Raw genomic sequence first — 25,184 nt, 5'->3', positions numbered from 1 at the left:
CAATAGAGATGCACCGAACAAAATACAAATAGAAAAACAAAGGGAGTGGAAGAAATGGCATTTACGATGACGCAAGTCGATTATTCCTCCAAAACGTATCTGGCCAAGCTGGACGCTTATTGGCGCGCAACGAACTATATCTCGGTGGGGCAGTTGTACCTGAAGGACAACCCGCTGCTGCTGGAGCCGTTGAAGGATTCGGATGTAAAGGTCAAGCCGATCGGGCACTGGGGCACGATTCCGGGCCAAAACTTCATTTACGCCCACCTGAACCGGGTCATCTGCAAATATGATCTGGATATGTTCTACGTCGAAGGACCAGGGCATGGCGGACAGGTCATGGTTTCGAACTCTTATTTGGACGGCAGCTACACGGAAATTTATCCGGAGATTACGCAGGATCTTCAAGGAATGAAGAAGCTGTTCAAGCAGTTCTCCTTCCCGGGCGGGATTGCTTCCCACGCGGCGCCGGAGACGCCGGGGTCGATTCATGAAGGCGGGGAATTGGGGTATTCGCTTTCGCATGGCGCAGGCGCGATTTTGGACCACCCGAATCTCATTTCGGCGGTTGTGGTTGGTGATGGGGAAGCCGAAACCGGGCCGCTCGCAGCATCTTGGTTCTCCAACCGGTTCATCAACCCAATTACAGATGGAGCGGTGTTGCCGATCCTGCACTTGAACGGATTCAAGATCAGTAACCCAACGATCCTGTCCCGTCAAACGAACGAGGAAATGACCGCCTATTTCAAAGGCATGGGCTGGGAGCCGATTTTCGTTGAAGGCGAAGATCCGGAGTTCATGCATCCGGCGATGGCGAAGGCACTGGACACGATCGTGGAGAAAATCCAAGCCATCCAGAAGCATGCGCGCGAAACCGGGGACGCTACTCGTCCAGTATGGCCGATGCTGGTATTCCGTTCCCCGAAAGGCTGGACGGGACCGAAGGAATGGGGCGGCGTACCAAACGAAAATTCGTTCCGTGCCCACCAAGTACCGATTCCGGTAGACCAGAAGAACATGCAACACGCTCCGGCTTTGCTGGAATGGATGAAGAGCTACCGTCCGGAAGAGCTGTTCTACGAGAACGGTCGCTTGAGAGACGAACTCGCCGAAATCCTGCCGAAGGGCAACCGCCGCATGGGCAAAAATCCGGTTACCGACGCCGGCCGTCTGGTGAAGGATCTGCGCCTCCCGAATTTCCGGGATTATGCGCTGGATAACTCCGTACCGGGGAAAGTTGTCGCTCAGGACATGGCCGTGTTGGGCAAATATGTGGCCGAGGTTGTGCAACTGAACGAAACGAACAAGAACTTCCGCATCTTCGGCCCAGACGAAACGATGTCCAACCGCCTCGGACCAGTGTTCGACGTCACCAAACGCCAATGGCTGGACGCCGTGAAGGAGCCAAACGATGAATTCCTGGCTTCCTATGGTCGCGTCATCGATTCGCAGCTGTCCGAGCATCAGGCGGAAGGCTTGTTGGAAGGTTACGTACTGACCGGTCGCCATGGCTTCTTCGCCAGCTACGAAGCATTCCTGCGCGTGGTCGACTCGATGATCACCCAGCACTTTAAATGGCTGCGTAAAGCAACGGATCATGGCTGGCGCGGAAAGATCCCGTCTTTGAACGTTGTGGCAACGTCCACGGTGTTCCAACAGGATCACAACGGCTACACGCACCAAGATCCGGGCTTGCTGGGCCATCTGGCCGATAAGAAGCCGGAATTCATCCGCGAGTATTTGCCGGCGGACGCCAATACGCTGCTGGCTGTGTTTGATACAATCCTAAATGACCGTCAGAAGATCAACTTGATCGTCTCGTCCAAGCATCCGCGTCCGCAATGGTTTACGGCGGATGAAGCAGCTGAATTGGTGGAAAAAGGCTTGAAAGTCATCGATTGGGCCAGCACCGACAAAGGCGGCGAGCCGGATATCGTATTCGCTTCCTCCGGTACGGAGCCAACGATGGAGAGCTTGGCGGCGATCAGCATCTTGCATGAGAAATTGCCGGATCTGAAAATCCGTTACATCAACGTCGTCGACCTGTTGAAACTGAGAAGCCAGAAGCTCGATCCGCGCGGCTTGTCCGATGCTGAATTCGACGCATTCTTCACCAAAGATAAACCGGTCGTGTTCGCGTTCCACGGTTATGAAGGCCTCATCAAGGATCTGTTCTTTGATCGCCACAACCATAACCTGCACGTACACGGCTACCGCGAAAATGGCGACATCACAACGCCGTTCGATATGCGCGTAGTGAACCAAATGGACCGGTTCGACCTGGTGAAAGAAGCGGTCTTGAACCTGCCGAACGCCGAGCAATACGCTTCGATCGCCGACGAAATGGATGCGATGGTGAAGAAGCACCACGCCTACATCCGCGAGGAAGGCATCGACCTGCCGGAAGTGGAAAACTGGGTTTGGAAACCGCTGAAGTAAGCAGATGTACGATGAAGCCCGCTCCCCTATGGGGGGGCGGGCTTTTTGTTCGAAATGTTGCATTAACTGCAGCATTTCGGCACGCCGAAGGGTTGAATAGGGTGAAATGCTGCAATTTCTGCAACAAATCAGCATAACTTCCGCCGACATCGCGTCAAATGCTGCACTTTCTGCAACAAATCGGCCAGTTAATGGGGAATTGGGGCGGAAATGTTGCAACTAATACAACATTTGTTCCGCCGCCAGAGCGCTGAATGGTTAATTTTGCCCTTCTCGGTTCACCCTAACGGGGTAGCTAGCAGCAACCACCCACCCCCAATAACCAATATGGAGTGAACTAGATATGACAACCGACCATGCGGCGCACCAGGAAGCCGTGGAGACCGTCCGGAAGTTGATCAAAGGCATCGAGATCGCCATGCTGACGACCGTCACGCAGGAAGGGCTGGTGTCGCGACCGATGAAAACCCAGGAGGTCGAATTCGACGGCGACCTCTGGTTCCTGACGAAAGAGGAGACGGATAAATACACCCAACTCAAGCAGCACCCCAAGGTCAACGTATCATATGTCGGGGACTCCTACGTTTCGGTACGCGGAACTGCCGAGGTGGTTAACGACCGGGCGAAGATCGACCAGTTCTGGAATGCGGCCTATGCCAAATTCCTGCACACCACCAGCGATGACCCGAGTCTAGTCCTGATCAAAGTGAAGGCCGAGGCAGCGGAATACTGGGAAACGGGCAATCTCGTCAAAATGGTTAAGCGCATGTTCTCCCAGCTGACCGGCAAGGAGACGGAAGCCGAATTGAACAAGACGGTGAAGCTGTAGACCGGTGGACTTCGCAAAAAAAGGGACGTCCCTCTTTTTCATTTAGTTAAACAAAAAGAAACCAATCCTTGAAAAATGGAAGTGTCGAGCAACCATTCATAAAGGAGAGGTTTCTTTTGTACATTCAATATACCATGGATCAGCTTTGCCTGCTATTGGATTTAGAAGAAGATATCCTACAAAGTCATGTCGTGCGTGTAGTTAATGCCGCCGTAAATCAAACCAATGTCAGTATCTTCGCCTCCGCTCACCCTGGTGGAGGACGAGACCAAGATGCTTACTGAAGTCCTCATCTACGCCTATACTCAATGACAAAGCCGAGGACAGCTGGATCTGTATGACGGGTCAGAAATTGACGTTCATCCGGGATAACAAAGAATAGAACGAAAGTGGAAATGAGATTCGAAAGCGACACTACAAAAGTTCATCAGTCTCTTGGGTAATTTGATTCTGATTTACTACCTTCTGGGACAGCCCCGACCGCTTTGGTTTATCCGAGCCCCGAATGTTATATGGAATGCAATATTTCGCGCTCGGCGGCAGGCTTGACCATAGAAAATAAAAAGGCCTGGACCTTACTTTGCTACCGCAGGCAGCCCCATGAGATCATGTGGGTTTATTTTGTTTGTTTTTTTCGTCTTCAGTTCACCCTAGCGGGTAACCATCAGTTCCTATCCACCTCAATAACCCATATGGAGTAACTAGTTAGTTATGAATAACAACTAAGCGGCGCACCAGGAAGTCGCGAAGAGGGTACGGAAATTGATCATGGAATCGAGATCGCCATACTGACCACCGTCACGAAGGAAGGGCTGATGTCGCGTCCTATGAAAACCCAGGAGGTTGAATTCGACGGGGATCTGTGGTTCCTGACGAAAGTGCGGACGGACAAATTCACCCAACTCAAACAATATTTAACGTTACGTGTCTTACATGGGGGGATTCTTACGCTTCGGTTCGAGCTTGCCGGCCTTGGTCAGGATGATGGAATTGTTTCCATTCTTTTGGGATATTATGTAATTTATATGAGGAGGTTATTATCTATCAAGACAGTGGTGAGGTTGCTGAGAGTATCGACAAGTATTTAATTTCACAATAAAGATGGTGATATTATCAAAGTTGTTAAGCAGTCGTTAATTTACATCTTAGTGTTTTGGGGGATATTTAAAATTCTTTTCTTTCTATTGAAAGATGTCATTTTTCAAGTCATAAACCTAAATGAACCATATAATAATGTTATTCAAATGGTCAGTATAGGTTTAATCATATTGATATCACTAATTGTTACGGTACTACTTATAAAGGACAAAGGATAATTATTACAAACAAAAAAGACTGTTCATGTCTGAACGTCTTTTTTGTTTTTGTTACTAAACCCATAAGAATCACATGATAATAGTGTTAGTTTTATTCTTTGAGAACCCGATTCCTCCTAAATAGCACTCGACTTGACACTTCCCTTTATCGTACCTAGGATAAGCCCTTTTCCCCTAATCTACTCATAGATTTGTTGCCCTAATCCCCCGAGGGACCGAGGAAGTGGTCAACGACCGGGCGAAGATCGACCCTGCTCTTTTTCTATCCTAATTAGTTACGGAGTGGCGGCTTCCGAAGGGCTTTTCGCTTCATCAGCCATTTCTCCAGGTAATACACGGCGATGACCATTACGGCGATGATTCCCAAGTATTCGGCGATTACGCCCAATACGTTCGGACCCGATCCGACCGATCCGATGCCGCGGCCTTCGCCTCGAAATTCGCCATCGGGTTTCCCGAAACGGCCGAATCCCTCGTGTGATCCTCCTTCATCCCCCTCAGGTAATTCGGGTCTTTCGCCAATGCAGGCCAATATGCATGGCTACCAGGATCAGGACGAGGTAGGACACGGACATATGGGTCATTTTAAACCAGGACTCGTTGCCGAGATGGATATTGGGGAATACCACCCGGGAGATGAAGATGCCGCTGATGATGACGAATCCCATGGATGCCAGCAGAAGCAAATTCAGGACATAGATGAATCGCGTTTTGAGCGGCAATTTTCGGTCGAAGAGCTTCATCGTGATCTTGGCTACCCAACGCCAATTCAGCAAAATATGGGTCAGAATCGCGCCGCCCATGGCGACACCGGCGATTTCATGGAAGGGGAGCCCGCCCAGCACCTGTTTGTTAAAGAAAAGGACAAACGTCAACGCCATCAGCAGATCTAGTCCGAATTTGACGTACATGATTCGTTTATTCTTACGGTCCCGCGGTGGGGTCTGTCGTTCCTGCATGGACTATTCAGCCTCCTTGGCGAAGTTCTTTATCTGGACCAAGGATACTCTGCGAACTTTTAATGAACCTTAAAAACGGGAAGGGGCACATCACAATGAACCGAAGGTTAAGGAGGGATCGACCGAGTGACTAATTGGCGATGCTGATGCTGCCGGGCCGGGATTTGCAAATTTTCTTCATTCGGGTGGCTTCCTCAACGATTTGTTCCATGTTCTCGAAGTTGCGGGTCCGGTTTGTTACCACGGCGATAGAGATCGATACGAGTGGAATCGGGCCATAAACGCCAGAACGTCCCTCGCCCAGGACGTAGTTGTTCCTCAGATCTTCTTTGCTGTAGAACTCCTTCTTCAGGGCTTCGAAGCCGTCGATGATTTTGGTGCATGCGTCGGGATAGTTGTGATGGTTCAAGATGGCGATGAAATCATCCCCGCCAATATGGCCGAGAAAAGACCCCTGGCCGGAGAAGGGCTCACGCAGCAAATTCGCCGTCGCCTGGATGAGCGCGTCGCCCATTTTGAAGCCGTAACTGTCGTTATAGGATTTGAAATGATCGAGATCGATGTAGAGGACGCTGAATTCCTCCAGCCCGGAAGATTGCTGCAGGCGGTCGTCGATCAGTCGATTGCCGGGGAGCCCGGTCAGGGGGTTTAGGAAACTCGCCATCTCAGCGCGGATGTTGGCTACTTCCAACAGCAGGCGTCGGATGCTGACAAAACCATGCAACTTCCCGTCCAGCAGGACCAGAACGCCTTCGTATAGCTCTTCCTCAGAACGGTTCATCGCGCGGATGCTGACTTCCGTGATGGGCTCGTCCCATTCAACGACGAGTGGATGAGGGTTTACGACGAGCTTGACGGGGCGGCCCATATAGATCTGGTAGCCGTATTGTGTGCCCAGTAGCTGGTAGAACCGAGCTCGCATCAATAGCGCTGGACGACCGTTTTCGTCAACTACCGCTATGCCTTCCAGTTTGGGGGTTTGCTTAAAAAGATGGTTGACCAAGCCGCATTTCGTGTCGGGAGCGACGATCGGGATCGTCTCCGTAATTTCGCCGATGTTCGTCAACAAGTCGTACACCTTCCTTCTCATCCAACCGTTGCCGTGCTCATTCGCGCAAATAGTGGAACTATCAGTGTGCCAGTTCCTTCAGCCTTAGCGGTAAAATGTCGGTTCCCATTTCCGTGGCGGGTCTGCCGAGCGCATAACCTTGCCCGTATACGATCCCTTCCCTCTGCAGAAACGCGAGTTCTTCCGCCTCCTCGATCCCCTCGGCAATAATATGCGTGCCGGAGTCGGCCGCGAACTCCTGAAGCAGCTTCACGATCCGCTGTTGATTAGGGTGAAGGTGCAGATGCCGGATCAGGGACTTGTCGATTTTAATGAATTCGGGCTTCAAGCTTACGATCGCTTTCAGGCTGTTGTAGCCGGAGCCCGCGTCATCGATCGCGATGCGAAACCCTTGAGAGCGGTAATGGGAAAGGATGCGTTCGAAGGCCACGTAGTCATGGACCGCCTGCTTCTCGGTTAACTCGAACACGACCTGCTGCGGCGACAAGCCGTACCGGGATAACAGCTGGATGGTTTCACCGCTTCGGTAACCGGGGTCCGACAGCATTTGCGGATGGATATTGACGAAGGCGAGGGTGTCCGCGGGTTTGCGCGACCGGATCAAGGCGAACCGAAACCGGTTGAAAGAGATGTCGCGGCAAAAACGTTCGAACGCAAACACCTGGTCCGTACGCCCAATGAAGTCGTAAAAAGACTCGGTATGAGGAAATAAAGCCGACACCGGCGGACGGTTCAGCACTTCATACCCGAGGCAGGTTCCATCCTGCAAGTTCAGGATCGGTTGGAAATACGTCGTCAAGGTTTGGTTGCGGATGATCTGCTGCAAGGCATGAAACCTTCGGCAAGACAGCCAATACTGCCGGGTGGCGTGATACAAATAGGTCATGTAATGATACAGACCGCTGTTCGCCTCGGAGGGAGAGAGCGGCGTTTTCATGTCGGATTCATCCTTTAGGCCCATATAATCGAGACCGGGACTTCGCAAGGCTTGTCTCTATAGTCCGATCGTATCACGATCCGGCTTTTTTAGCGTAAACGGAACGTTAGCGCAATGTAAAATCTAGCCCGGGCCGCCGCTGTAAAAAGAAAAGAGCCGCCGGCAGGTCGAATGGCGACCCGCTTAAGGCGGCTCTCTTGCCGGGCTGCGCCCTGAGAATTCTTATTGCACCGGAATCAAGATCTTCTGTCCGATCCGGATCAGATGCGGGTTGGACAGTTTGTTGTATTTAGCCAGAGCCTGCCACGTTGTGCCGTGCTCCAGCGCGATGTCGTACAGGGTGTCGCCCTTCTTCACGATGTAGACGGTGTCCGTTCCGGCTGCCGGAGCGGGAGCCGGTGCCGGCGAGGGTTCAGGCGTAGGTACTGGTGCTGGAGCCGGAGCCGGTGCTGGCGTCGGCGTCGGGTTGGCCGACTCGGCAGTCGAGCTCAGCTGGAAGGTGGAATAACCGTCCTTCGTGTCGGCCAGGTACTTCAGGTTGCGGGCTTTCGCAGCCGTCTCTTTGGCGGCAGGCGAAGTGGCGAACGTGACGTTGGCCTTGCCAAATGGAGCGAGCGACCAGTTGCCGTCGGCGGTCGGATTGATCGTGCCGTTCTCGCGGATGTAGTCGATGATCACCTGGCGGTTCTCATCCGGCGAGGCCAGGATGATCCGTTTGCCGTCCGGGTTCGCGAATTTGCTGGACGACGCGCGGTAGTTGTTGCTGGCGACAACGAATTTTTGCGCCGGATCGATCGGTTTGCCGTTATAAGACAGGTTGACAATCCGGCTGGATTTCTCGTTCAACACGCCGCCCTTGGCGTCGTATTTGGCCGGCTTCGTCACGTCGATCTGATACGTGACGCCGTCGATCACGTCGAAATTGTAGGTGGGGAAGTCATAGTTCACCAGTTCTTGAGCTTCCGTCTTGGCCGGATCGATTTGGTTGAACTGCCCGGCAGACCATTCGAGCCATTCCTTCAACTCGGCGCCGGTCACCAGCACGGCGTTCACTGTGTTGGAGTACAGGTACAGGTCGGCCACGTTCTTGATGGCGATGTCGCCTGCCGGAATGTTGGTATAGTAGTTCGCGCCTTGGCGTCCGCCGGCTTTGAACGGAGCTCCGGCCGACAGCACCGGCACGCCTTCATATTCTGTGCCTTGCAGATGCTTTTCTACGTACCATTTTTGCGCGTTGGTGACGATTTGGATCGAGGGATCGTCCTGAATCAGGGCGAACCAGCTGTTGATCGGCGCGCTGGTCTTGCCCACCGGACCGCGGACATACTCGAGCGTATGCTCGTGATCCTCTTGGATCGCATCCCAAATCGCCGGGTCGGCGTCCACCAGCGGCTTCTTGTTGGCGGTGTCGTAAATCGGCTTCACGGCCACTTTGGAGTTCTTCACCGTCCAGGCATCGCCGGATTTCTCCAGCGTCAGGTCGATGATCCCGAGGTTGTTGCCCCAATACCCCGGTTCGACGGCCGGTACGCCGTTGATCGTGCCTTTGGAGAGGTCGACGCCCGTCTTGCCTTCGAAGGAGGCATCCGGGAACACCTTATGCGCGTGGCCGAACAGGATCGCGTCGATGCCTTCCACTTTGCTCAGGTATAGGACCGAGTTCTCCATCAGCGGCGTTTGCGGGATGTCCTCGAAGCCGGAATGCGGCACCGCGATGATGAGGTCGGCGCCTTCTTTTTTCATCTGAGGCACGAATTTCTTCGCCGTTTCCACGATATCCTTCGTGATCAGCTTGCCTTCCAGATGCGCCTTGTCCCAGGACATGATCTGCGGCGGTACGAAACCGATGATTCCGACTTTCAGCTTGTGCTTCGCTCCCGTGCTGTCGGTCACCTCTTTGTCGAGGATGAGATACGGGGTGAAGGCGTTCTTGTCGTTGGAAGGGTCTTGATCCTTGTCGTCCAGGTAGATATTGGCGTTGACGTAAGGGAAGTCCGAGCCTTTGACGGCGGTCTTCAGGAAGTCGAGGCCGTAGTTGAACTCGTGGTTGCCGAAGTTGCCGGCGTCATACCCGAGCAAATTCATCGCTTTGTAGACCGGATGGGTTTCGCCCTCCTGCAGCTTGTCCACCGTGGCGACGTAATCGCCCAGCGGGTTGCCTTGAATCAGGTCGCCGTTGTCGATGAGCAGGCTGTTTTTCGCTTCCGCGCGGGCTTGCTTGATCAAGGTTGCCGTCTTGGCCAAGCCGTACTCGTCCGTTGGTTTGTCCGCGAAGTAGTCGTAGTTGACGATGTTCACGTGCAGGTCGGTCGTCTCCAGGATACGGAGCTCGACGGTCGCCGCTCCGGTTCCGTCCGCCGCGGATGCCGAGAACGGCAGGGCCGCCAAACTGGCTGCTAACAGGGATGCGATCAGGATGAATTTCGGACTGCGAGGTTTGTTCAAGTTCATTCCTCCTTCGAATTTTGGGTACTCCCTGACATGCGTCGTGCGAAAAATTGTGCCGAAGAAATATTTTAAATTGACTTTAATATTTTATATGAATTGGTAGGGATTGTCATGGGGGAAATTTCTATTTCGTGCGTGGAATGAACAGATTGTGCAGAGGGTGGTGGAGCATTCTATCTGAAAAATCATAAATAATTTGCGCTTTGGACCAACGAAACGGGAAATCTATATGAAAAATCGCATACAATCGGCCATTTCCGGTGTTTTGTTCAAATTGGATATGAAAAATCGAATAGATTACCGTTGGTTTCTAACCCGTTAATGGGGATCGGGCCGTCGGTATATACACACAGGAGTTTACCGATAGAAGTCGAATGTATCCTATATTATTGGCGTACCTATGAAATGAACCCAAAGGAGGAATGTTAAGTGTCGGTAGGCATTCTAGCACATTTGCTCGGGAAGCAGCCCTTTCGGGAGCTGGCGGCGAAGGTAGGGGCATTTGATTTCTCGTATGTACAGTTGGCGTTGTCGAAGGCGATTTCGGATGTGGATGTCTCGCTGGGCAAAATCAGCCCGGGATTGGCTTCCGAGATCGGGGGCACGTTTGCGGACAACCAGGTACGAATCGCCGTATTAGGCTGCTATGCCAGCCTGATCGACTTGGAAGAGGAGAGTTACCGGCACAACGTGGACCGGTTCAAGGAACATCTGCGCCATGCGCGGCAATTCGGGGCGCCGATCGTGGCGACCGAGGTGGGGAAGCCGGCGGACTTAAGCCGCCTGCCGGAATATTGGGAGCGCCTCGACCACGCATTGGAGGAGCTGGTCGAAGAAGCGGAACGATGGGGCGTGACCATCGGCCTAGAAGCCGCTCAAGGCCACTTGATCGATTCGCCGGAGACGATGGCGCAAACCCTCGAACGATTCCCATCCTCTTGCATAGGCGTCGTCGTCGACCCGTGCAATTTAATGAATGCCGATAACTTTATCCGCCAGGACGAAGTCATCCAAACGGCCTTCGACCTGCTGGGGCCGCGTATCGTCAGCGCTCATGCCAAGGATCTGCGGTGCGGCGCCAATTGCGAACTCATCGAAACTGCCGCAGGCCTAGGGGAGCTAAACTATCCGCTCTTCTGGAAGCTGCTGGAGCAGCATAAACCCCGCGGCTTCGTCACTCTCGAGGCGGTGACGGAGGCGCAGTGCGTCGCTGCCGCACGGTTTGTACGGAAGGGGAGAGTTGCGGCGGCGAAACCTGTCGCTCAGGAAGGTATATAGGCTTCGTTTAAATGATAACGCCCTTTGGGCACCACGAGCGGAGACCCCGATACGGGGTCTTTGATGACCGTACAATCGAGTCCGAAAATGTCCTTCACCCGCTCGCTCGTAATGACCTCTTCCGGTTTTCCCTCAGCCACCAGCTTCCCTTGATGAAGGGCAAAGATATGATCCGCATACCGCGCGGACAAATTGATATCATGAAGCACCATCACGATGGTTGTTCCCTGTTGCCGGTTCAGATCGGTGAGCAGATCGAGAATCTCGACTTGATACGTAATGTCCAGGAACGTGGTCGGTTCATCGAGAAACAGAATGTCGGTCTGCTGCGCGAGGGCCATCGCAATCCAGACGCGTTGCCGCTGACCTCCGGACAGCTCATCAATATGGTGATTGGCATACTCCGTAATATTCATGATCCGCATCGCTACGGCCACGGCCTCGTAATCCTTCTTCGTCCATCCGCCGAACAGAGATTGATGCGGGAACCTTCCCCGCCCCACGAGATCCGCAACAGTAATGCCTTCCGGAACAATGGGGGATTGCGGTAACAGCCCGAGAATGCGGGCGAGCGGCTTTGGCGGGATTTTTGCCAGCGGCTTCCCATCGAGCGTAATGTTACCCGAAGTGGGTTTGATCAATCGAGCCAGCGACTTCAGAAGCGTGGACTTTCCGCAGCCGTTGGCTCCGATCATGACGCTGATTTGATGGCTGGGAATCACCAGGTCTACCCCATGGATGACCGTCTTGTTCTCATAACCCGCAACTAACTGTTCAGCCTGAAAAACATGCGTCGGTTTCATTACAATTCTCCCTTTCGGTTCATCTGGATCAGCAAGAAGATCAGATACGGCGCTCCGATGAGTCCGGTTATAATGCCCACAGGGAAGCGGTATTCAAAGGCAAATTGCCCGATGAGATCCGCCGCCAGCACCAGATTCACCCCCACTAAGCCTGCCGGTATGACGTTGGAGAAGCCAACTCCCGTCAACCTTCTCGCGATCGGTCCCGCCAGGAAAGAGACAAAGGCGATGGGCCCTGTGGTCGCGGTGGCGATCGCAATCATGAAGACGGAGCTCAAAATCAGAATGATCCGGGTCTTGTCTGTGGCAACGCCGAGAGAGGAAGCCGATTGTTCGCCGAGTTCCAATAGATCCAGATGTTTGCCTAACATGATAATGACGGGCGCAAAAACAAACACCGCCGCCACAAGAGGAGGCAGCTCCCGCAGCTGCGATCCGTTCAGACTGCCGGTGAGCCATCTCAGCGCGGCGGGAATATCCTGCTGCGCACCCACCAGCAGCAGATAGGAGATCACGGCATCGAGCATGGCTTGAAGCCCAATCCCGATCAGAATGAGACGTCCGATGGAGAAGGCTTTGCCCCTCGATAACAGATATATGATCGTGACTGTAACAAGCCCGGCAATCACCGAAGCGATCGACACCAGCGTTTCACTGGCATGCAGGACAACGATGCAAAATACCGCCGCCGCGCTAGACCCCGAGGTGATGCCGATGACATTCGGGTTGGCCAAGGGGTTGCGCAGCATGGTCTGGAAGGTATACCCGGCGATCCCGAAGGCAAATCCAGCGAATAACCCCGCCAGCATCCGCGGCAAGCGTATCGTGTTCACCGCGAAGGATACGCCCTTGAGTTGTTCTCCCAACAGCGCGCGAATGACCTCCTTCACCGGGTAGATGGTATTCCCCAGCAGGAGCATCGCGCAGCATAAGGCAATAGCTAATGCGGCTAAAAGACTGGTGACAACGATCCAACGGCGGCGTCTTTGACGTCGGCCCGCCATAATCCATTCAAGCGCTTGATCTCTCATAATGAACGCACTTTCGCTTTCTTCGCTAATAAGATGAGGACAGGTGCCCCGATAAATGCGGTAACAACGCCAACCTCTAGCTCCCCAGGGCTGCCGATTAGCCTGCCGAGAACATCGGATAGGGTTAAAATGATGGCTCCGGAAATCGCGGACATCGGGATCACCAGCCGGAGGTCAGGCCCCAGGATCAGACGGACGAGGTGAGTCGATAGCAGGCCGATAAAACCAATCGGTCCGGCAAGCGCCGTGGTTGCACCGCATAAGAGGACCCCTGCAAGCGCCGCAACCAACCGCAGCGTCCCTGTCCGAACACCGAGTCCGGTGGCCACATCGTCTCCCAGGGCCAGTGCATTCAGCGCGGGAGCGGTTAGGAAGGCGACGAGGCTGCCGATGATCAGAAACGGAAGAAATGCGCCAATCCCGCTCCAGGTCCCCGATCCGACGCTTCCAACTTGCCAGAACCGAAATTGGTCCATAGCGTAGGAGCGCGGGATCATAATAGCGGTGACCAGCGAGGATAACGCGGCGCTGGTGGCGGCACCCGCCAACACAAGCTTAATGGGCGTGGCTCCGCCACGCCCCATCGAACCGATCCCGAACACGAACACCGCCGTTACGGCGGATCCAACCAAAGCCAACCCAATGTATTGATTGGCGGTGCTGATGTTCAAGAACGCAATCCCGCAAACCACAAATAGGGAGGCTCCGGTGTTGATGCCCAGGATGCTTGGGTCCGCCAGCGGATTGCGAGTAACCGATTGCATAAGTGAACCGGCTACCCCCAGCGCGGCCCCGCAGAACAAGCTGAACACGGTCCGGGAAATTCGTTTACGTACGATATTGGCTTCAAAGGAGTCGATATCCGGATGAAACAACCCGTCGATCAAGGCCTGCCCATTCACGGCCTTGGAGCCCAAGACCAGAGAAGCGATGACGCATACGCCGAGCAAGGCCAGAAAAATCACCAGAACCGCGGTAAAATACCGCGGCAGGTGTAAGGCAGGTTGTTTGTTTTTTAGCTCCGAATGGCTCATTGTACCTTATCGGCAGCTGCGCCGATCAATTTCAAGTATTCATCAATCGTATAAGCGATCGAGAGCGGATTCGGCGTTCCGGCTGCAACAAGCGGCGTATCGCTGTCGATGAAGGCAACGGAGCCTCTGGCGACCGCAGGGATTTTGCCAAGCAATGGATCAGCTTTAATGGCTTGGTACAGCTCGTCATTGCCATATCCCACGATCAGATCCGCATCGTTCAGCGCTCCGGCATTCTCCGCGCTAAGTTTCAGGGAGTAGCTGGATGGATCCGTAATTTGTTGCGTCACGCTTGCGGGATACTCCATCCCCAGTTCATACAAGAAGGAGACGCGGGAGTCGACTGGCGTATAAATATGCAATTGCGACATATCTTTGGCCGAGAAGTTGACCCAAACGACCTTCTTGCCTTCGATTTGTGGATATTGGCTCAACTTCTCTTTGACCATATCCTCGGTATCTTTAATCAGCTGCTCACCTTCGGCCTTCATGCCCATACCGGTGGCATTTAATATAACTTGCTCACGCCAAGTTGTTGCCCAAGGAGCATTCGGGTAGGCGACGACCGGAGCGATTTGAGTCAGCGTGTCGTAGTCTTCCTGCGTGATGCCGGAGTAGGCAGCCAGAATGACATCTGGATTCGCATCAGAAATGGCTTCAAAATCCAGACCATCGGTATCCTGGAATACGTTCGGATCGGTTGCACCAAGCTCCCTCAGCTTCTCTGCCGTCCAAGGCAACAATCCGCTGTCGTCCTGAACGCCAAAGTTCGCCGCGGAGAAACCTACGGGAACCACACCCAGCGCTAGAGCAACGTCATGGTTCGCCCACTGAATCGTCACGATCCGCTCCGGCTTGTTCTCAATCACAGCTTCGCCAAGCGCGTGTTTGATCACGATCGGGTATTCGGTAGTTTCCGCAGGAGCCGCCGCCGTCGTGTCGGTAGTTGTGGAGCTATTCGTTGCAGTCGTATTGGAAGCCGGCTCATTCGCCGTTTGATTGGAGGAACAGCCAACCAGCGCAATGATCAGCAGAACTGGAATGAATAAAGATTTTAAAGAGAGTTTGCGATTCACGTTCATGTATAAACCCCATCCTTCTATGTATGATATGTACTTTCTATTGTCTTATTTGATAATGATTATCAATGTCAATAAATATACCGTCTCCTTGGGGAGGGTGTCAATCATAAAATGGAAAATAATTCGCATCCCCCAGCCTTTTGACTTTATTTCGATCTCATATTAACGTGGAGGGAGTAGGGAATAATCGACGAAGGAGAATCATAGATGCATACCAAGGAGAGTTTAATCCATCAACTAGAGACGCTAGGTTTGGACGGTACCGGAACGGTACTCGTTCATTCATCTATGAAGAGTTTAGGTGAAGTTGAAGGTGGCGCAGACACGGTGTTGGATGCGCTTACAGAATATATGGAGCAGGGGTTGCTGGTGTTGCCTACGCATACCTGGTCGTACATCAATCAGGACCAACCTCGGTTCGAGGTTGAGCATTCTCCGGTGTGTGTCGGCATTCTGCCGGAACTCTTCCGCAAAAGGCCAGGGGTCGTGCGTTCATGGCATCCTACCCATTCAGTGGCGGCGTTAGGGCGGGAGGCCAAGGCGTTTACAGCGGAGGATCATCTTTTCGATACCCCGTGTGCTCGCGGCTCCTCTTGGGGCAAGCTGTTTGACCGCCAAGCGACGATTCTATTGGTCGGAGTAGATTTGAAACGAAATACCTTCATCCATGGTGTCGAGGAATGGGCGGATATCCCGGGGAGAATGACGGACGACCTTGAGATGTTAATCTCAATTACGCCGGACGGCACGGAGATACCCGTTCCATCCCGCAGGCATTGCGGGTTGCCTTGGTCGGAGCATTTTTGGAAAGTCGAAGAAGTTCTTGAGAATCGGGGCGCGATGCGTAAGGGAAAACTGGGGGATGCGGTAGTTCGAGTCTGCGATGCGGCCGCGGTGGCGGAAGTCATCACGGAAATGTTAAGGGAGGAGCCGGATTTGTTCTCCGATAATGAGCCGCTGAAGAACCCGGAGCGCTGGATGGGGACGACATCGCACATTTAATAACAGGAGGAGAATCAGATGAAGACGATCACGGTAAAGAAGCTGGTGGACACGTTCCGGCTGGAGGTCCTCGCGGGCGAGGAGCGCATGGATCGCGAGGTGGATCGTCCCCGGGCGCATCGGCCGGGGCTGGAGTTCGTGGGTTATTTTGATTTTTTTCCAATGAATCGGGTACAGGTGTTGGGCCGTAAGGAGATCAACTACCTGCTCACGTTAAGCGTGGAGGAACGCAAGCTGCATATCGGGAACATCGTCAAATATCACCCTCCTTGCTTTATCGTAACGTCCGGGCAGCAAGAGATCCCTTATTTGGAGCTATATTGCGAGAAGGAGGGAATTCCGCTACTGCGTACGGAGGAGACCGCGACGGAGTTTATCGCCAAGCTAGACGGTTATCTGGTCAAGGCGCTGGCTCCGGAGATTTCGATCCACGGGGTGTGCGTGAACGTATCGGGCATCGGCATCCTGCTTCGGGGCAAATCCGGGATCGGCAAAAGCGAAACGGCGCATACGCTGATCCGCAGGGGGCACCGTTTTGTTGCGGACGATATCGTGGTGTTGAAGAAACTAAGCCCAACTACGCTGCTCGGAACCCATAACGAGACAACCCGTGAATTCCTGGCCTTGCGCAGCATCGGACTGATTAACGTGGTGCGCCAGTATGGGCGGCGGGCTTTTCAAGATGAGACGCGGATCGTATTGGACATTGAGCTGGTGCCATGGAAGGAAAATGCCTTGAACAATGAACTGGAGACGGTGCCGCAGTTTACGGAATACTTAGGCGTCCAAATCCCGCATATCGAAATCCAGCTCCAGCCGGGCCGGGACGTCACCGGCCTGATCGAGGCCGCCGCGAACAACTGGTACCTGAAGCAGCTGGGCTACAGCGCCGCGGAGGACTTTATGAAGCGGATTGAAGGGGAGATGGGGTCGTAGGGGCTGGGGAGCCCCGTTAAACTACATCAACGAGCGTACTTTCTTCCACTTGCGGATTTTGCTGCGGAAGGATTTAAAGGGCGCCACGGTGTTAATGTGAACCCATTTCCAAATCGGCCAGTTGGAGGGGGTTGAAGCGGCCCAATTTCTGCCTCCCGGCGTAAATAGTTCTTCATCACTGAAACTCTCAAGCCAGGGCGTCAGCTCATCGACAGCCGCCATAAACAACGCCTTGAGTTGGGACAAGGTTTGGTCCTGATACTGGTCGTAGAAGCTTTGATATAAACCACCCAATTGGTTCCACTTAAATCCGGGCGCAGGCGTAACGACCTCTTTGCCTTCCAGTTCATCGCGATCCCACCCGCGGATGAGATTGATCCAGCCCAGCTGATAGGCAATCATCTCCTGCGGCGTACGGTCCACTTCCTCCAACCGCAAGGCTTTATCCGTTTCGGGGATTCCCTCGAACTCCGCGATAAAGAGCTGAGCGGTTTTTTGGATTTCAGAGATTAAAGCTTGTTTATTGGCGTATACTTGCATGGAATCGGATTCCTCCACGTTCAATTTTGCACATATTATAACATGCCGCTTCCTTCGTTGGTCTGTGTGTTTATAGTAAACTATAATAAACTTCAAGATCGGCTGAATCAATGAAAGAGGAGGGTTTGCGATGCAATGGCAGGAAGTGAGGAGGCTGTTTCCCGATCGATTCGTTCTTCTTTCCGTACTGGATTACCACGAAGAAGCGGGGAAGAAAATGGTTACGGAAGTAGCGCCTGTAAGGGCCGTTCCGGATGATGAGGCCAACAAGGCGTTCTTTAATGTGGAGCCGGGGCAGGTTGCTTATCATACCTCAAACGAGGAATGCGTCAGCCATTTGAGAAATAACCCTTTGGTCAGAATGAGGCACTAAGCATGAATATACATTATGATGGGAACCTGCTTACGATTGCGCTGACCGTAAATTATCGTGGTCAAATGATGCAAATCACGGAAGTTATCGTTGATTTGGACAAGCTTGAACTGAGATTACCTGAGTCAATAAGTTAAGCTATTAATTATTGGCTGAAGTATGGCACAATCCATATACGCTTTACATAACAAGGGGAAAGAGTAGCTCATTTGAAAAAGAGGGGGTGGCCATTTTTATATGCAATAGTGTAACAGCTTCAGCTTCAAATAAGGGTTAGTAAAAATATTGACGAGAATTCTATTTTTATGGAGGGAATTTTATGAAAAAGAAAACACTCTCAATACTCCTTGCCGTAAGTCTTATAAGTTTGCTTTCAACGTCTGTATTTGCTGCTGATACACCTACACTAGGCTATAAGTGGAGTAGCAAAAATACTACTTATCAAAATAATGGTTCAAATAGTGCTTATAAGGGCATTTGGACAACTGGAGCAAAAGAGTGGAATGATGCGACTGTAGTAACACTATCTTCTGGAACTAACACCAACTTTACAGCAGGTAATACAACAAATTCTTTGGCTACATGGGATGGAGTTATGGAACCTGTCTATAACTCCAATAAAACTTTCAAATCGGTTAAAGTGTGGGTGAACGATTACTACTTCACAGAGTCAATACATCACTACAGAAAATGCAATTCAAAGCATTGCAACACATGAATTAGGTCATGCTTTAGGATTAGACCATGCACCAGTAAGAACACTTTCGGTAATGGTACCGGCTACCTTCTTCTCGGATGGAACGTTTGCTCGTGTTCAATACTTTCCGGGAAATGGAGATATAAACTCGGTAAACAATATTTATAGTAGTAATTTTACTTCATTACAGCCCAACATAAATGAAAACGATTTTGTTGAAGGTAAAGAACTAGTTACTCTTGATTTTTCTTGGAGTAAGTGGTACCTAAATTTAGAAGATCTTGCTAAGGATGCTGACTTAGTTATCAAGGCAGATGTAGTTGCTAATGAGGGTACTGTCATTGGGGAAAACTATTTTGATTATAAGAACAAGATTGTATTGGTACCACAATAAGAAAAGATGCCACACTCTTAATGGTGTTAGAAGTTTATTTCACCCCTTCCATTTTTTCCGCTTTATAGTAAACACCATCTTCATCATCTTGAACTGCAATATATTCATTCGTTTCGACGTTTTTAATTTTGAACAGTTTTGTTCCTTTTTTGTACTTATTAGAGAATAGATTCCGTAGATTACTGGATTCATTTGTGGAATATTTTTTTATGGCACCAATTTCTTTATCAATTTCCGTAGTGGTTTGATTTGTAATTTTATAAACTCCGTGATTCCATGTCACAACATTAAATGCCCAACTTTGTATGTTGGGTTGATTTGAGTTTGAACAGGACACTAGAAAAAACTGCATAGCAAGTAATAATAGTACTTTCTTCATCCAAAGTCCCTCCTCATTAGACAATATTATTAACAGACGCTTCCAATTTCCGAAAAGTTGCATGTAGTCAATATTCCGATTAACTATAACATTCTCAATGCTATTAATACTATTATTGAGCACTTTGATAATTCCATTGAAAATTATACAGTATGTTTTGCATTGCCAGACTCAACCAGATACAAAATAAGTCAATGATGTTTTGTGTTTTCGCTCTCATTGTTCGCAACATAGGTTCTTTGCCGCTTCGCAATCCCTTCCACAAACATCTAACCGTTAGCGGCGATTCAATACCACCTTCGGGTAAATTGAAAAACGGTAGGAGGCGATGGATAAAGGGACGCGTCTCAGCCGGAGCTTTTTTATCTGCTGTATGCGTATTTGTTGAAGGCGAATGTGTACGGTGCAAGGCAAGAGTACGAACGGGATTTGGAGTATGTTGCTATGTATTGCGGCGAATGTGCAGGAGATTAGTTGTACGTGCGCAAATTGCAGGATTGAAACGGCCGCTATAGGGCTTAGGACAGAAATAATGAGCCGGAACAGCCACCCGACACCCCGCACAACATTTTGGGTGGGAAACCTCCAAAGTGCTTGGATCAATAACCCGTACCCTTGGCGCTAAACTGGGCGGGTTATTTTCGTATATGCAGGTAAGTGAGCAAAGCCAGCACGAACATCCGTGGATCATTTACTCCAACGTAAAATCAAGCTTCATCTGAATTTCCAATCCACGTTTGAAATACAGCGTATACTCCCCAGGCTCCCACTTCAAATTTTTGAGCCGCATTTCAAAGGCGGCTAAGTCAGCCGTCTCTCTTTCTTTTTGAACTTGAAGAATTTCGCTGTCTCCGCGTTTGGTTACATATAACTGAGCCTGACGCAGACTTTCTTTCTTGTCCGGGTAGATGGCCATGGCGATGAGAACGGCATTATTTTTAAAATGATCCGAATGATCATTCATCTTGGCGAACTCCTGATTTGGAACGTGTCCAAGTTGAAGATCATATTTCGTGTTTCTGGCGTGAATAGGGTACAGGTTTAGAAATAGGATAACGGCGCAAACGCCCACGCCTAAAACCAACGTGATAATGAGGAGTATTCTCCGCTTCAACTGTCGGCCTCCTTTCCCTAATCCGCTACGGCTTCCTCGCTAAGTACAAATCGATGGTATCGGTTAAGTCAACCTTTCCGCCGTAATGGTTGATGGCCTCGATCATCTCTTGCTCTAAACGCACGCGTTGCTCCTCCGGGAAAGCCCGATGGTCCGAATACGTATTTAGGAGGGCTACATAGCTTGGCGCATCAAAAGTTCGGGTGTGATGATATAATTTGAAATTCGCGTCGACAAAACCATATTGTTCGAGGGTATGAACCATTTCCAAGCTTTTCTGTTCGGTATGCGGGGCAGGTTCTTTCGAGGAGGGCGCGTATTTCGCGTAGATCCTCTGCATGGCTTCATGCAACTCGTCTTTCCGGGCCGGGAACGGACGATTCCAGAATAACGCGAGTACGCCTCCGCTTCGCAAGAGCTGATACACCTTGGGATATCCGACCTCTTGCGGGATCCAGTGGAACGCCGTGGCGGAGTAGATTAAATCGTATTGCTCAGGCTCCAACCTAACGCTTTCGAAATCACTCTGAATCACGCTGAAATGAGGAAACCTTGAAAACTTCTCCGCAGAAAATTTGGCCAAATCTTCCCCCAGTTCGATGGCGGTCATCTCGCAGCCGGTGTTCAAGAAAGGAAGGGTGGCTTGGCCCGTCCCAATGCCCACCTCAAGGGCCTTCATCCGCGGGTTGAGGTCCGAATACCGAATCACATCCTGAAAAAGTTCCTGCACATACGTGGGGCGCATCTTCTCATAGTTCACAACGTCCTCATTAAACTTCAGGCGCAAATCCATGAATCACTTCCCCCTTCACATCTCGTGGTTCAGTTCAATTTGGAAGAATGATACTCGACCCATTTCTCAATTTCGCTCTTTAAAAATATATAACTCCGGTTGGGAAGCTGCATCCGAGGCAAAAGCGAGTAGGTATCATAAACGCTCCCATTGAAATTTTCCCTCTTCTTCCGGTCCAATTCCAGAATGTCCTGCAACTCACTCCTGGTGATGCCTAGGTAATCGGCTAATTCGCTTTCCGTCAATATCGACTTATCCTCGCTAACTTTCTGTTCCTGCATTACAGGATCAGGCTTCGTCTCTCCCCGCTCGGCCAGTAAATAACATCCTCCTAGAAAAGAAAGAGATAGGATCAAACTGCAAATGATGTTGCTGTATTTATGCATCCGGCTCACGACCTCCCAAAAATTAGGAACCTCAAATCATTATAAGGCAATGGCAAATATATACCAAGTAATTAAGTCCCCGCCCCATGACGATGGAAAAGCAAACCAAACAGCCCCCGGCACGCCGGGGGCTGCTACTTCACCTATGCTCTTTTCCTAAGCTTTCGTATACTTCTCAATCACCTCCGCTAATTCCGCCCAATGCTCGCATTGCTCCCAATGGAACGAGGCCGGGAGCTCGGCGATCTCTTTCCAGGATCGCTTCTCGAGGAACGGCTTCAGGTTCTGCTCGACGCAGATAACTTGCATCAGCGTGCGCATGCGGAATTGCAGCGGGTAGCGCATCTCTTTGGAGATGGGCTTGAAATAGGTAGCGGCCATGTAGTCGACCAGAGCTTCGCCCTTTTCCTGCTCCTGGTGCTGGTTCCACACCAGCTTGATTTCGTCGGTCAACCGGCGCCAAGGCGTGTCGGCGCGAGGGTAGACGATGCCCATCGTGGCAGCGTCTTTATAGGTCCAGAGCGCCCAGGATACATCGTTCGCCTCGCACAGATCGAGCATGTCTTCAATGATTTCCATCTGGAAATCGATCTGTTCTTGCTCGAACACGAGCCCCAGCTCGCCGCACCAGACGGGGCGCTTGTATTTGTCGCGGATCGCCAGGAGCTTGCCGAAAGCCTCCGCAAAAATCTCCTTGCGGCGCGCGCGGTCCATCTCAGGCGTGAGCACGGCCGGCTCGTCGACAAACGGGTAGAAGTGGAACTCGTAAGCGACCTGGGGGTCGTCGATCGGATCGATCATCGAGAAGTCGGTCGTAAACGCATTGCCTTCAATGAAAATAATATGCCGCTCGTCGTATTTGCGGATTTCCGCGATGACCTTGCGGTAGAACTCGTTGAACACCTCCGCGTGGGTGACCATGGACGGCTCGTTGACGATATCGTATGCCGCCACCCACGGCTGATCCTTGTAATGCCGGGCGATGCGGCCCCACAGGCGGATCACGGTGTCGCGCAGCGCGCCGTATTCCCAGAACAGTGGCAGGCCGGAGTTGGTGTCGCAATGCCAGTCCGGGTTCTGCCCGCCCGGCACGGAGTGCAGGTCGAGGATCGCATAGATTTCGTGTTTCGCGCACAAATCCACGACATGATCCAGATACTTGAAGCCTTCTTCTTTCAGAACCTCCGGGTTTTGGTCATCGATAAAATACTTATAGTTAAAAGGCAAGCGCAGATGGTTCACGCCCAGCTTCTTCAGAAATTCGAAATCCCGGTCGTCGACGAACTCGAACAGGAAACGGTCGAAAAACGCCCGACTCCGCTCCTCGCCGTATACCTCGGCAAATGCCCGCTTGATCATCGTATCCGTTCCCGGCAGTCCGATCATAAAATGCTCCAGATTCATCCAGGAACCGAGGCCGAAGCCGCGGAACAGAATCTTTTCCCCGTCTACTACAAAGTCCTCACCTGATACTTGCACGAAATGGTTCAACGTTGTCATGACGATTCAGCACCTTTCCTTCCCATCCCTCAAAATGTTAGTTTTTCATACCCGTAGTCGCCACGCTTTGGATAAAAAACCGTTCCCCGGCCAGGAACACCGCGACCATCGGGATCGTGGCAATGACGGTGCCGGCCATCAACAGGCCGTAATCCGTCGTATGCTCGGTTTGGAAAGCCTTCAAGCCGAGCTGCAGCGTCTTTAACGCATCGTCGTTCAAATAAATCAGCGGGGCCAAATAGTCGTTCCACATGTACGTGAACGTAAATATCGTCAAAGTCGATAACGCCGGCGCCGATAGCGGCAGCATGATTCTCCAGAAGATTCGCCATTCGCTGTAGCCGTCGACGCGCGCGGCTTCGTTCAGCTCGTTCGGCAAGCTGAGGAAGAACTGGCGCATCAAAAAGATGCCAAAGCCGCTGAACAGCTGGATCAGCATGTAGCCCGTGTGCGTGTTGTATAAGCCCAGGCGGCTGACGACCGCGAACTGCGGGACCATGATGGATTGCCACGGCATCATCAGGTTCGCCATGAACAGGATGAACACGGCGCTTTTGAACGGCACCTTCAATTTGGCAAACGCGTAGGCGGCCATGGAACAAATCAGCACCTGCAAAACGGTGATGGTCACCGACAACTTTACGGTATTCAGCACGTATTGGCCGAATGGAATCGCTTGCCAGACCTCTTGGTAGTTGTTCAAATATAAAGTTTGCGGAATCCAGTTTGTGGGGTTCTTAAACAGGTCCACGTCCGTCCGCAATGAAGATGAAATCATCCAGAGAAACGGAAATAAGGCGATGACCGAAGCGATGACCAAGACGACTAGCAAAATGGAATAGAGCGGATGGCCTTTTTTCATTCGATGGAAAGTATGCATAGCAAGTCCTCCCCCCTTCTAGTAAGTGACCCATTTCTTTTCCATCCGGAATTGAATGAGGGATATGACCATAATGATGAGGAACAGCACGGCCGACATTGCCGCGGCGTAGCCCATGCGGTAGTGGATGAACGCCTCCTGATAAATGCGGAAGACGAGCACATTGGTCGAGCGCCCCGGACCGCCGTCGGTCATGACGGACACCAGATCGAACACCTGGAACGAGTTGATGATCGTCAGCACCAGCACCATGAACAGGGTGGGCGACAAACTCGGCAGGGTAATGTACAGAAATTGCTGGAACTTGTTGGCTCCGTCGAGCTTGGCGGATTCGTACAGATGCTCCGGAATGCCTTGGATACCGGCCAGCAAAATGATCATGTAGTAGCCGAAGCTCTTCCACACGGCCACGAGAATGATCGCCAGCAGCGCCCAATGCGAGGACATCAACCACTCCGGCGGGTTCGCGATGCCGATCCCTTTCAACACCGTGTTGATCGGCCCGGACATCGGATTGAACAGCAGCCCCCATACGATGGCGATCGATACCATGGATGTGATCTGCGGGAAATAAAACGCCATCCGCAAATACTTGCGCAGATGCCGGATTCCGTTCAGCGCCACCGCGGACGATAAGGCGAGCAGCACCGTGAGCGGGACGAACACGAGCGTATAAATGAGGTTGTTTTTGAGCGAGATGAGGAAATAATCGTCCTGGAACAGCTTGGCGTAGTTGTCCGTGCCGACGAAGTTCGCTTTCAGGTTAAATCCGCCGTAATCGGTAAAGCTCATGCCCAGGCCATACCCTAACGGAATGAATATAAACACCGCAAACAAGACGAAGGCCGGGAGGATGAATAACGTCCCCGGAACGTATGACTTGATGCTGCGCAGCCATTGGCTGATCATCGAGGCCACCTCCTGTAAGTTGTCTTAAGCCCCCTAAAAAGAGGCTCGGCTTCCGT

At 51.7% G+C, this 25,184-nt stretch carries 25 protein-coding genes and 1 pseudogene; 10 read left to right on the top strand and 16 right to left on the bottom strand.

What is annotated here, in order from left to right; translation table 11 throughout:
• Positions 1-54 precede the first annotated feature (54 nt).
• The 4 genes and pseudogenes from M0651_RS05250 (at position 55) to M0651_RS05235 (ending at position 4,356) form a co-directional block, all read left to right on the top strand.
• Complete coding sequence (locus M0651_RS05250) at positions 55-2,439, top strand: phosphoketolase family protein (protein ID WP_248550791.1); 2,385 nt, start codon at positions 55-57, stop codon at positions 2,437-2,439.
• A 343-nt stretch (positions 2,440-2,782) separates the two neighbouring features.
• Positions 2,783-3,268 carry a pyridoxamine 5'-phosphate oxidase family protein gene (locus M0651_RS05245; protein WP_248550790.1) on the top strand — a complete coding sequence of 162 codons (486 nt, stop codon included), beginning with the start codon at positions 2,783-2,785 and terminating at the stop codon, positions 3,266-3,268.
• A 116-nt stretch (positions 3,269-3,384) separates the two neighbouring features.
• A pseudogene (locus tag M0651_RS05240) lies at positions 3,385-3,577 on the top strand (IS1182 family transposase); the annotation flags it as partial.
• 506 nt (positions 3,578-4,083) lie between these two features.
• Positions 4,084-4,356: a pyridoxamine 5'-phosphate oxidase family protein gene (locus M0651_RS05235; RefSeq protein ID WP_308195463.1), complete on the top strand. Its 273-nt coding sequence runs from the start codon at positions 4,084-4,086 to the stop codon at positions 4,354-4,356.
• 499 nt (positions 4,357-4,855) lie between these two features.
• Here M0651_RS05235 and M0651_RS05230 read toward each other — a convergent pair whose 3' ends face one another.
• From M0651_RS05230 to M0651_RS05210, 5 genes are all read right to left on the bottom strand, one after another.
• The gene (locus M0651_RS05230) at positions 4,856-5,116 is read right to left on the bottom strand and encodes a hypothetical protein (protein WP_248550787.1); all 261 of its coding nucleotides are present in this window, start codon (positions 5,114-5,116) and stop codon (positions 4,856-4,858) included.
• A complete protein-coding gene (locus M0651_RS05225) occupies positions 5,082-5,543 on the bottom strand; it encodes a DUF4405 domain-containing protein (protein ID WP_248550786.1) in 462 nt (153 codons plus the stop codon). Before M0651_RS05225 ends, M0651_RS05230 begins: the two co-directional genes overlap by 35 nt.
• 130 nt (positions 5,544-5,673) lie before the next feature.
• Positions 5,674-6,621, bottom strand: a complete 948-nt coding sequence (locus M0651_RS05220) for a GGDEF domain-containing protein (RefSeq protein WP_248550785.1) — start codon at positions 6,619-6,621, stop codon at positions 5,674-5,676.
• Positions 6,622-6,673: 52 nt separating this feature from the next.
• On the bottom strand, positions 6,674-7,549 hold the full coding sequence (locus M0651_RS05215; RefSeq protein WP_248550784.1) for an EAL domain-containing protein: 876 nt from the start codon (positions 7,547-7,549) through the stop codon (positions 6,674-6,676).
• A 222-nt stretch (positions 7,550-7,771) separates the two neighbouring features.
• Positions 7,772-10,000, bottom strand: a complete 2,229-nt coding sequence (locus M0651_RS05210) for a bifunctional 2',3'-cyclic-nucleotide 2'-phosphodiesterase/3'-nucleotidase (protein WP_372490885.1) — start codon at positions 9,998-10,000, stop codon at positions 7,772-7,774.
• Positions 10,001-10,426: 426 nt separating this feature from the next.
• Between M0651_RS05210 and M0651_RS05205 the strand changes: the two genes are divergently transcribed.
• Positions 10,427-11,275, top strand: coding sequence for a sugar phosphate isomerase/epimerase family protein (locus M0651_RS05205; RefSeq protein WP_248550782.1), 849 nt, complete (start codon positions 10,427-10,429; stop codon positions 11,273-11,275).
• On the opposite strand, the gene M0651_RS05200 is transcribed toward M0651_RS05205, so the two are convergent.
• From M0651_RS05200 to M0651_RS05185, 4 genes are read right to left on the bottom strand one after another with little or no spacing between them, the layout of a single operon-like run.
• Entirely contained in the window at positions 11,260-12,078 is an 819-nt protein-coding gene (locus tag M0651_RS05200; RefSeq protein WP_248550781.1) for an ABC transporter ATP-binding protein, read from the bottom strand. The genes M0651_RS05205 and M0651_RS05200 overlap by 16 nt on opposite strands.
• Positions 12,078-13,109, bottom strand: a complete 1,032-nt coding sequence (locus M0651_RS05195; protein ID WP_248550780.1) for a FecCD family ABC transporter permease — start codon at positions 13,107-13,109, stop codon at positions 12,078-12,080. The genes M0651_RS05200 and M0651_RS05195 overlap by 1 nt, the downstream gene beginning before the upstream one ends.
• Positions 13,106-14,143, bottom strand: coding sequence for a FecCD family ABC transporter permease (locus tag M0651_RS05190; protein ID WP_248550779.1), 1,038 nt, complete (start codon positions 14,141-14,143; stop codon positions 13,106-13,108). Before M0651_RS05190 ends, M0651_RS05195 begins: the two co-directional genes overlap by 4 nt.
• Positions 14,140-15,225: an iron-siderophore ABC transporter substrate-binding protein gene (locus M0651_RS05185; protein WP_248550778.1), complete on the bottom strand. Its 1,086-nt coding sequence runs from the start codon at positions 15,223-15,225 to the stop codon at positions 14,140-14,142. Before M0651_RS05185 ends, M0651_RS05190 begins: the two co-directional genes overlap by 4 nt.
• A gap of 207 nt (positions 15,226-15,432) precedes the next feature.
• Here M0651_RS05185 and M0651_RS05180 point away from each other — a divergent pair, with 207 nt between their 5' ends.
• Positions 15,433-16,227 carry an AAC(3) family N-acetyltransferase gene (locus tag M0651_RS05180; protein WP_248550777.1) on the top strand — a complete coding sequence of 265 codons (795 nt, stop codon included), beginning with the start codon at positions 15,433-15,435 and terminating at the stop codon, positions 16,225-16,227.
• A gap of 18 nt (positions 16,228-16,245) precedes the next feature.
• Positions 16,246-17,163 (top strand): HPr(Ser) kinase/phosphatase, encoded by a 918-nt coding sequence (hprK, locus tag M0651_RS05175; RefSeq protein WP_248550776.1) that lies wholly within the window; start codon positions 16,246-16,248, stop codon positions 17,161-17,163.
• Between the two features lie 21 nt (positions 17,164-17,184).
• On the opposite strand, the gene M0651_RS05170 is transcribed toward hprK, so the two are convergent.
• The gene (locus M0651_RS05170) at positions 17,185-17,703 is read right to left on the bottom strand and encodes a ClbS/DfsB family four-helix bundle protein (RefSeq protein ID WP_248550775.1); all 519 of its coding nucleotides are present in this window, start codon (positions 17,701-17,703) and stop codon (positions 17,185-17,187) included.
• Between the two features lie 130 nt (positions 17,704-17,833).
• Here M0651_RS05170 and M0651_RS05165 point away from each other — a divergent pair, with 130 nt between their 5' ends.
• The 3 genes from M0651_RS05165 to M0651_RS05155 all read left to right on the top strand — a co-directional run bounded on the left by M0651_RS05165 (position 17,834) and on the right by M0651_RS05155 (position 19,167).
• Positions 17,834-18,076, top strand: coding sequence for a hypothetical protein (locus tag M0651_RS05165; RefSeq protein ID WP_248550774.1), 243 nt, complete (start codon positions 17,834-17,836; stop codon positions 18,074-18,076).
• Between the two features lie 319 nt (positions 18,077-18,395).
• A complete protein-coding gene (locus M0651_RS05160; protein ID WP_248550773.1) occupies positions 18,396-18,794 on the top strand; it encodes a hypothetical protein in 399 nt (132 codons plus the stop codon).
• On the top strand, positions 18,730-19,167 hold the full coding sequence (locus M0651_RS05155) for a matrixin family metalloprotease (RefSeq protein WP_308195465.1): 438 nt from the start codon (positions 18,730-18,732) through the stop codon (positions 19,165-19,167). The genes M0651_RS05160 and M0651_RS05155 overlap by 65 nt, the downstream gene beginning before the upstream one ends.
• Before the next feature lie 34 nt (positions 19,168-19,201).
• Here the strand turns inward: M0651_RS05155 and M0651_RS05150 are convergent, their stop codons facing one another.
• The 6 genes from M0651_RS05150 to M0651_RS05125 form a co-directional block, all read right to left on the bottom strand.
• Positions 19,202-19,546, bottom strand: a complete 345-nt coding sequence (locus tag M0651_RS05150) for a hypothetical protein (RefSeq protein ID WP_248550772.1) — start codon at positions 19,544-19,546, stop codon at positions 19,202-19,204.
• 691 nt (positions 19,547-20,237) lie between these two features.
• On the bottom strand, positions 20,238-20,510 hold the full coding sequence (locus M0651_RS05145; protein WP_248550771.1) for a hypothetical protein: 273 nt from the start codon (positions 20,508-20,510) through the stop codon (positions 20,238-20,240).
• A gap of 175 nt (positions 20,511-20,685) precedes the next feature.
• The gene (locus M0651_RS05140; RefSeq protein WP_248550770.1) at positions 20,686-21,453 is read right to left on the bottom strand and encodes a class I SAM-dependent methyltransferase; all 768 of its coding nucleotides are present in this window, start codon (positions 21,451-21,453) and stop codon (positions 20,686-20,688) included.
• Between the two features lie 542 nt (positions 21,454-21,995).
• Positions 21,996-23,339, bottom strand: a complete 1,344-nt coding sequence (locus tag M0651_RS05135; protein ID WP_248550769.1) for a glycoside hydrolase family 5 protein — start codon at positions 23,337-23,339, stop codon at positions 21,996-21,998.
• Positions 23,340-23,376: 37 nt separating this feature from the next.
• Positions 23,377-24,219, bottom strand: a complete 843-nt coding sequence (locus tag M0651_RS05130; RefSeq protein WP_248550768.1) for a carbohydrate ABC transporter permease — start codon at positions 24,217-24,219, stop codon at positions 23,377-23,379.
• 18 nt (positions 24,220-24,237) lie between these two features.
• Complete coding sequence (locus M0651_RS05125; protein WP_248550767.1) at positions 24,238-25,128, bottom strand: carbohydrate ABC transporter permease; 891 nt, start codon at positions 25,126-25,128, stop codon at positions 24,238-24,240.
• Positions 25,129-25,184: the final 56 nt, after the last annotated feature.

This window comes from Paenibacillus mellifer (assembly GCF_023195895.1).
In the GTDB taxonomy this organism is placed as follows: Bacteria; Bacillota; Bacilli; order Paenibacillales; family Paenibacillaceae; genus Fontibacillus; species Fontibacillus mellifer.
Note: the sequence above shows the minus strand (reverse complement) of the source record. Positions and strands in the feature narration are given on the sequence as shown.

What these genes read in the sequence shown, in the direction of transcription:
- M0651_RS05190 (WP_248550779.1), bottom strand. Translation starts at nt 14,143, where the DNA reads ATGAGCCATTCGGAGCTAAAAAACAAACAACCTGCCTTACACCTGCCG.
- M0651_RS05165 (WP_248550774.1), top strand. Translation starts at nt 17,834, where the DNA reads ATGCAATGGCAGGAAGTGAGGAGGCTGTTTCCCGATCGATTCGTTCTT.
- M0651_RS05150 (WP_248550772.1), bottom strand. Translation starts at nt 19,546, where the DNA reads ATGAAGAAAGTACTATTATTACTTGCTATGCAGTTTTTTCTAGTGTCC.
- M0651_RS05200 (WP_248550781.1), bottom strand. Translation starts at nt 12,078, where the DNA reads ATGAAACCGACGCATGTTTTTCAGGCTGAACAGTTAGTTGCGGGTTAT.
- M0651_RS05180 (WP_248550777.1), top strand. Translation starts at nt 15,433, where the DNA reads ATGCATACCAAGGAGAGTTTAATCCATCAACTAGAGACGCTAGGTTTG.
- M0651_RS05185 (WP_248550778.1), bottom strand. Translation starts at nt 15,225, where the DNA reads ATGAACGTGAATCGCAAACTCTCTTTAAAATCTTTATTCATTCCAGTT.
- M0651_RS05130 (WP_248550768.1), bottom strand. Translation starts at nt 24,219, where the DNA reads ATGCATACTTTCCATCGAATGAAAAAAGGCCATCCGCTCTATTCCATT.
- M0651_RS05250 (WP_248550791.1), top strand. Translation starts at nt 55, where the DNA reads ATGGCATTTACGATGACGCAAGTCGATTATTCCTCCAAAACGTATCTG.
- M0651_RS05210 (WP_372490885.1), bottom strand. Translation starts at nt 10,000, where the DNA reads ATGAACTTGAACAAACCTCGCAGTCCGAAATTCATCCTGATCGCATCC.
- hprK (WP_248550776.1), top strand. Translation starts at nt 16,246, where the DNA reads ATGAAGACGATCACGGTAAAGAAGCTGGTGGACACGTTCCGGCTGGAG.
- M0651_RS05135 (WP_248550769.1), bottom strand. Translation starts at nt 23,339, where the DNA reads ATGACAACGTTGAACCATTTCGTGCAAGTATCAGGTGAGGACTTTGTA.
- M0651_RS05225 (WP_248550786.1), bottom strand. Translation starts at nt 5,543, where the DNA reads ATGCAGGAACGACAGACCCCACCGCGGGACCGTAAGAATAAACGAATC.
- M0651_RS05245 (WP_248550790.1), top strand. Translation starts at nt 2,783, where the DNA reads ATGACAACCGACCATGCGGCGCACCAGGAAGCCGTGGAGACCGTCCGG.
- M0651_RS05170 (WP_248550775.1), bottom strand. Translation starts at nt 17,703, where the DNA reads ATGCAAGTATACGCCAATAAACAAGCTTTAATCTCTGAAATCCAAAAA.
- M0651_RS05140 (WP_248550770.1), bottom strand. Translation starts at nt 21,453, where the DNA reads ATGGATTTGCGCCTGAAGTTTAATGAGGACGTTGTGAACTATGAGAAG.
- M0651_RS05215 (WP_248550784.1), bottom strand. Translation starts at nt 7,549, where the DNA reads ATGAAAACGCCGCTCTCTCCCTCCGAGGCGAACAGCGGTCTGTATCAT.
- M0651_RS05125 (WP_248550767.1), bottom strand. Translation starts at nt 25,128, where the DNA reads ATGATCAGCCAATGGCTGCGCAGCATCAAGTCATACGTTCCGGGGACG.
- M0651_RS05195 (WP_248550780.1), bottom strand. Translation starts at nt 13,109, where the DNA reads ATGAGAGATCAAGCGCTTGAATGGATTATGGCGGGCCGACGTCAAAGA.
- M0651_RS05235 (WP_308195463.1), top strand. Translation starts at nt 4,084, where the DNA reads ATGTCGCGTCCTATGAAAACCCAGGAGGTTGAATTCGACGGGGATCTG.
- M0651_RS05145 (WP_248550771.1), bottom strand. Translation starts at nt 20,510, where the DNA reads ATGAATGATCATTCGGATCATTTTAAAAATAATGCCGTTCTCATCGCC.
- M0651_RS05160 (WP_248550773.1), top strand. Translation starts at nt 18,396, where the DNA reads ATGAAAAAGAAAACACTCTCAATACTCCTTGCCGTAAGTCTTATAAGT.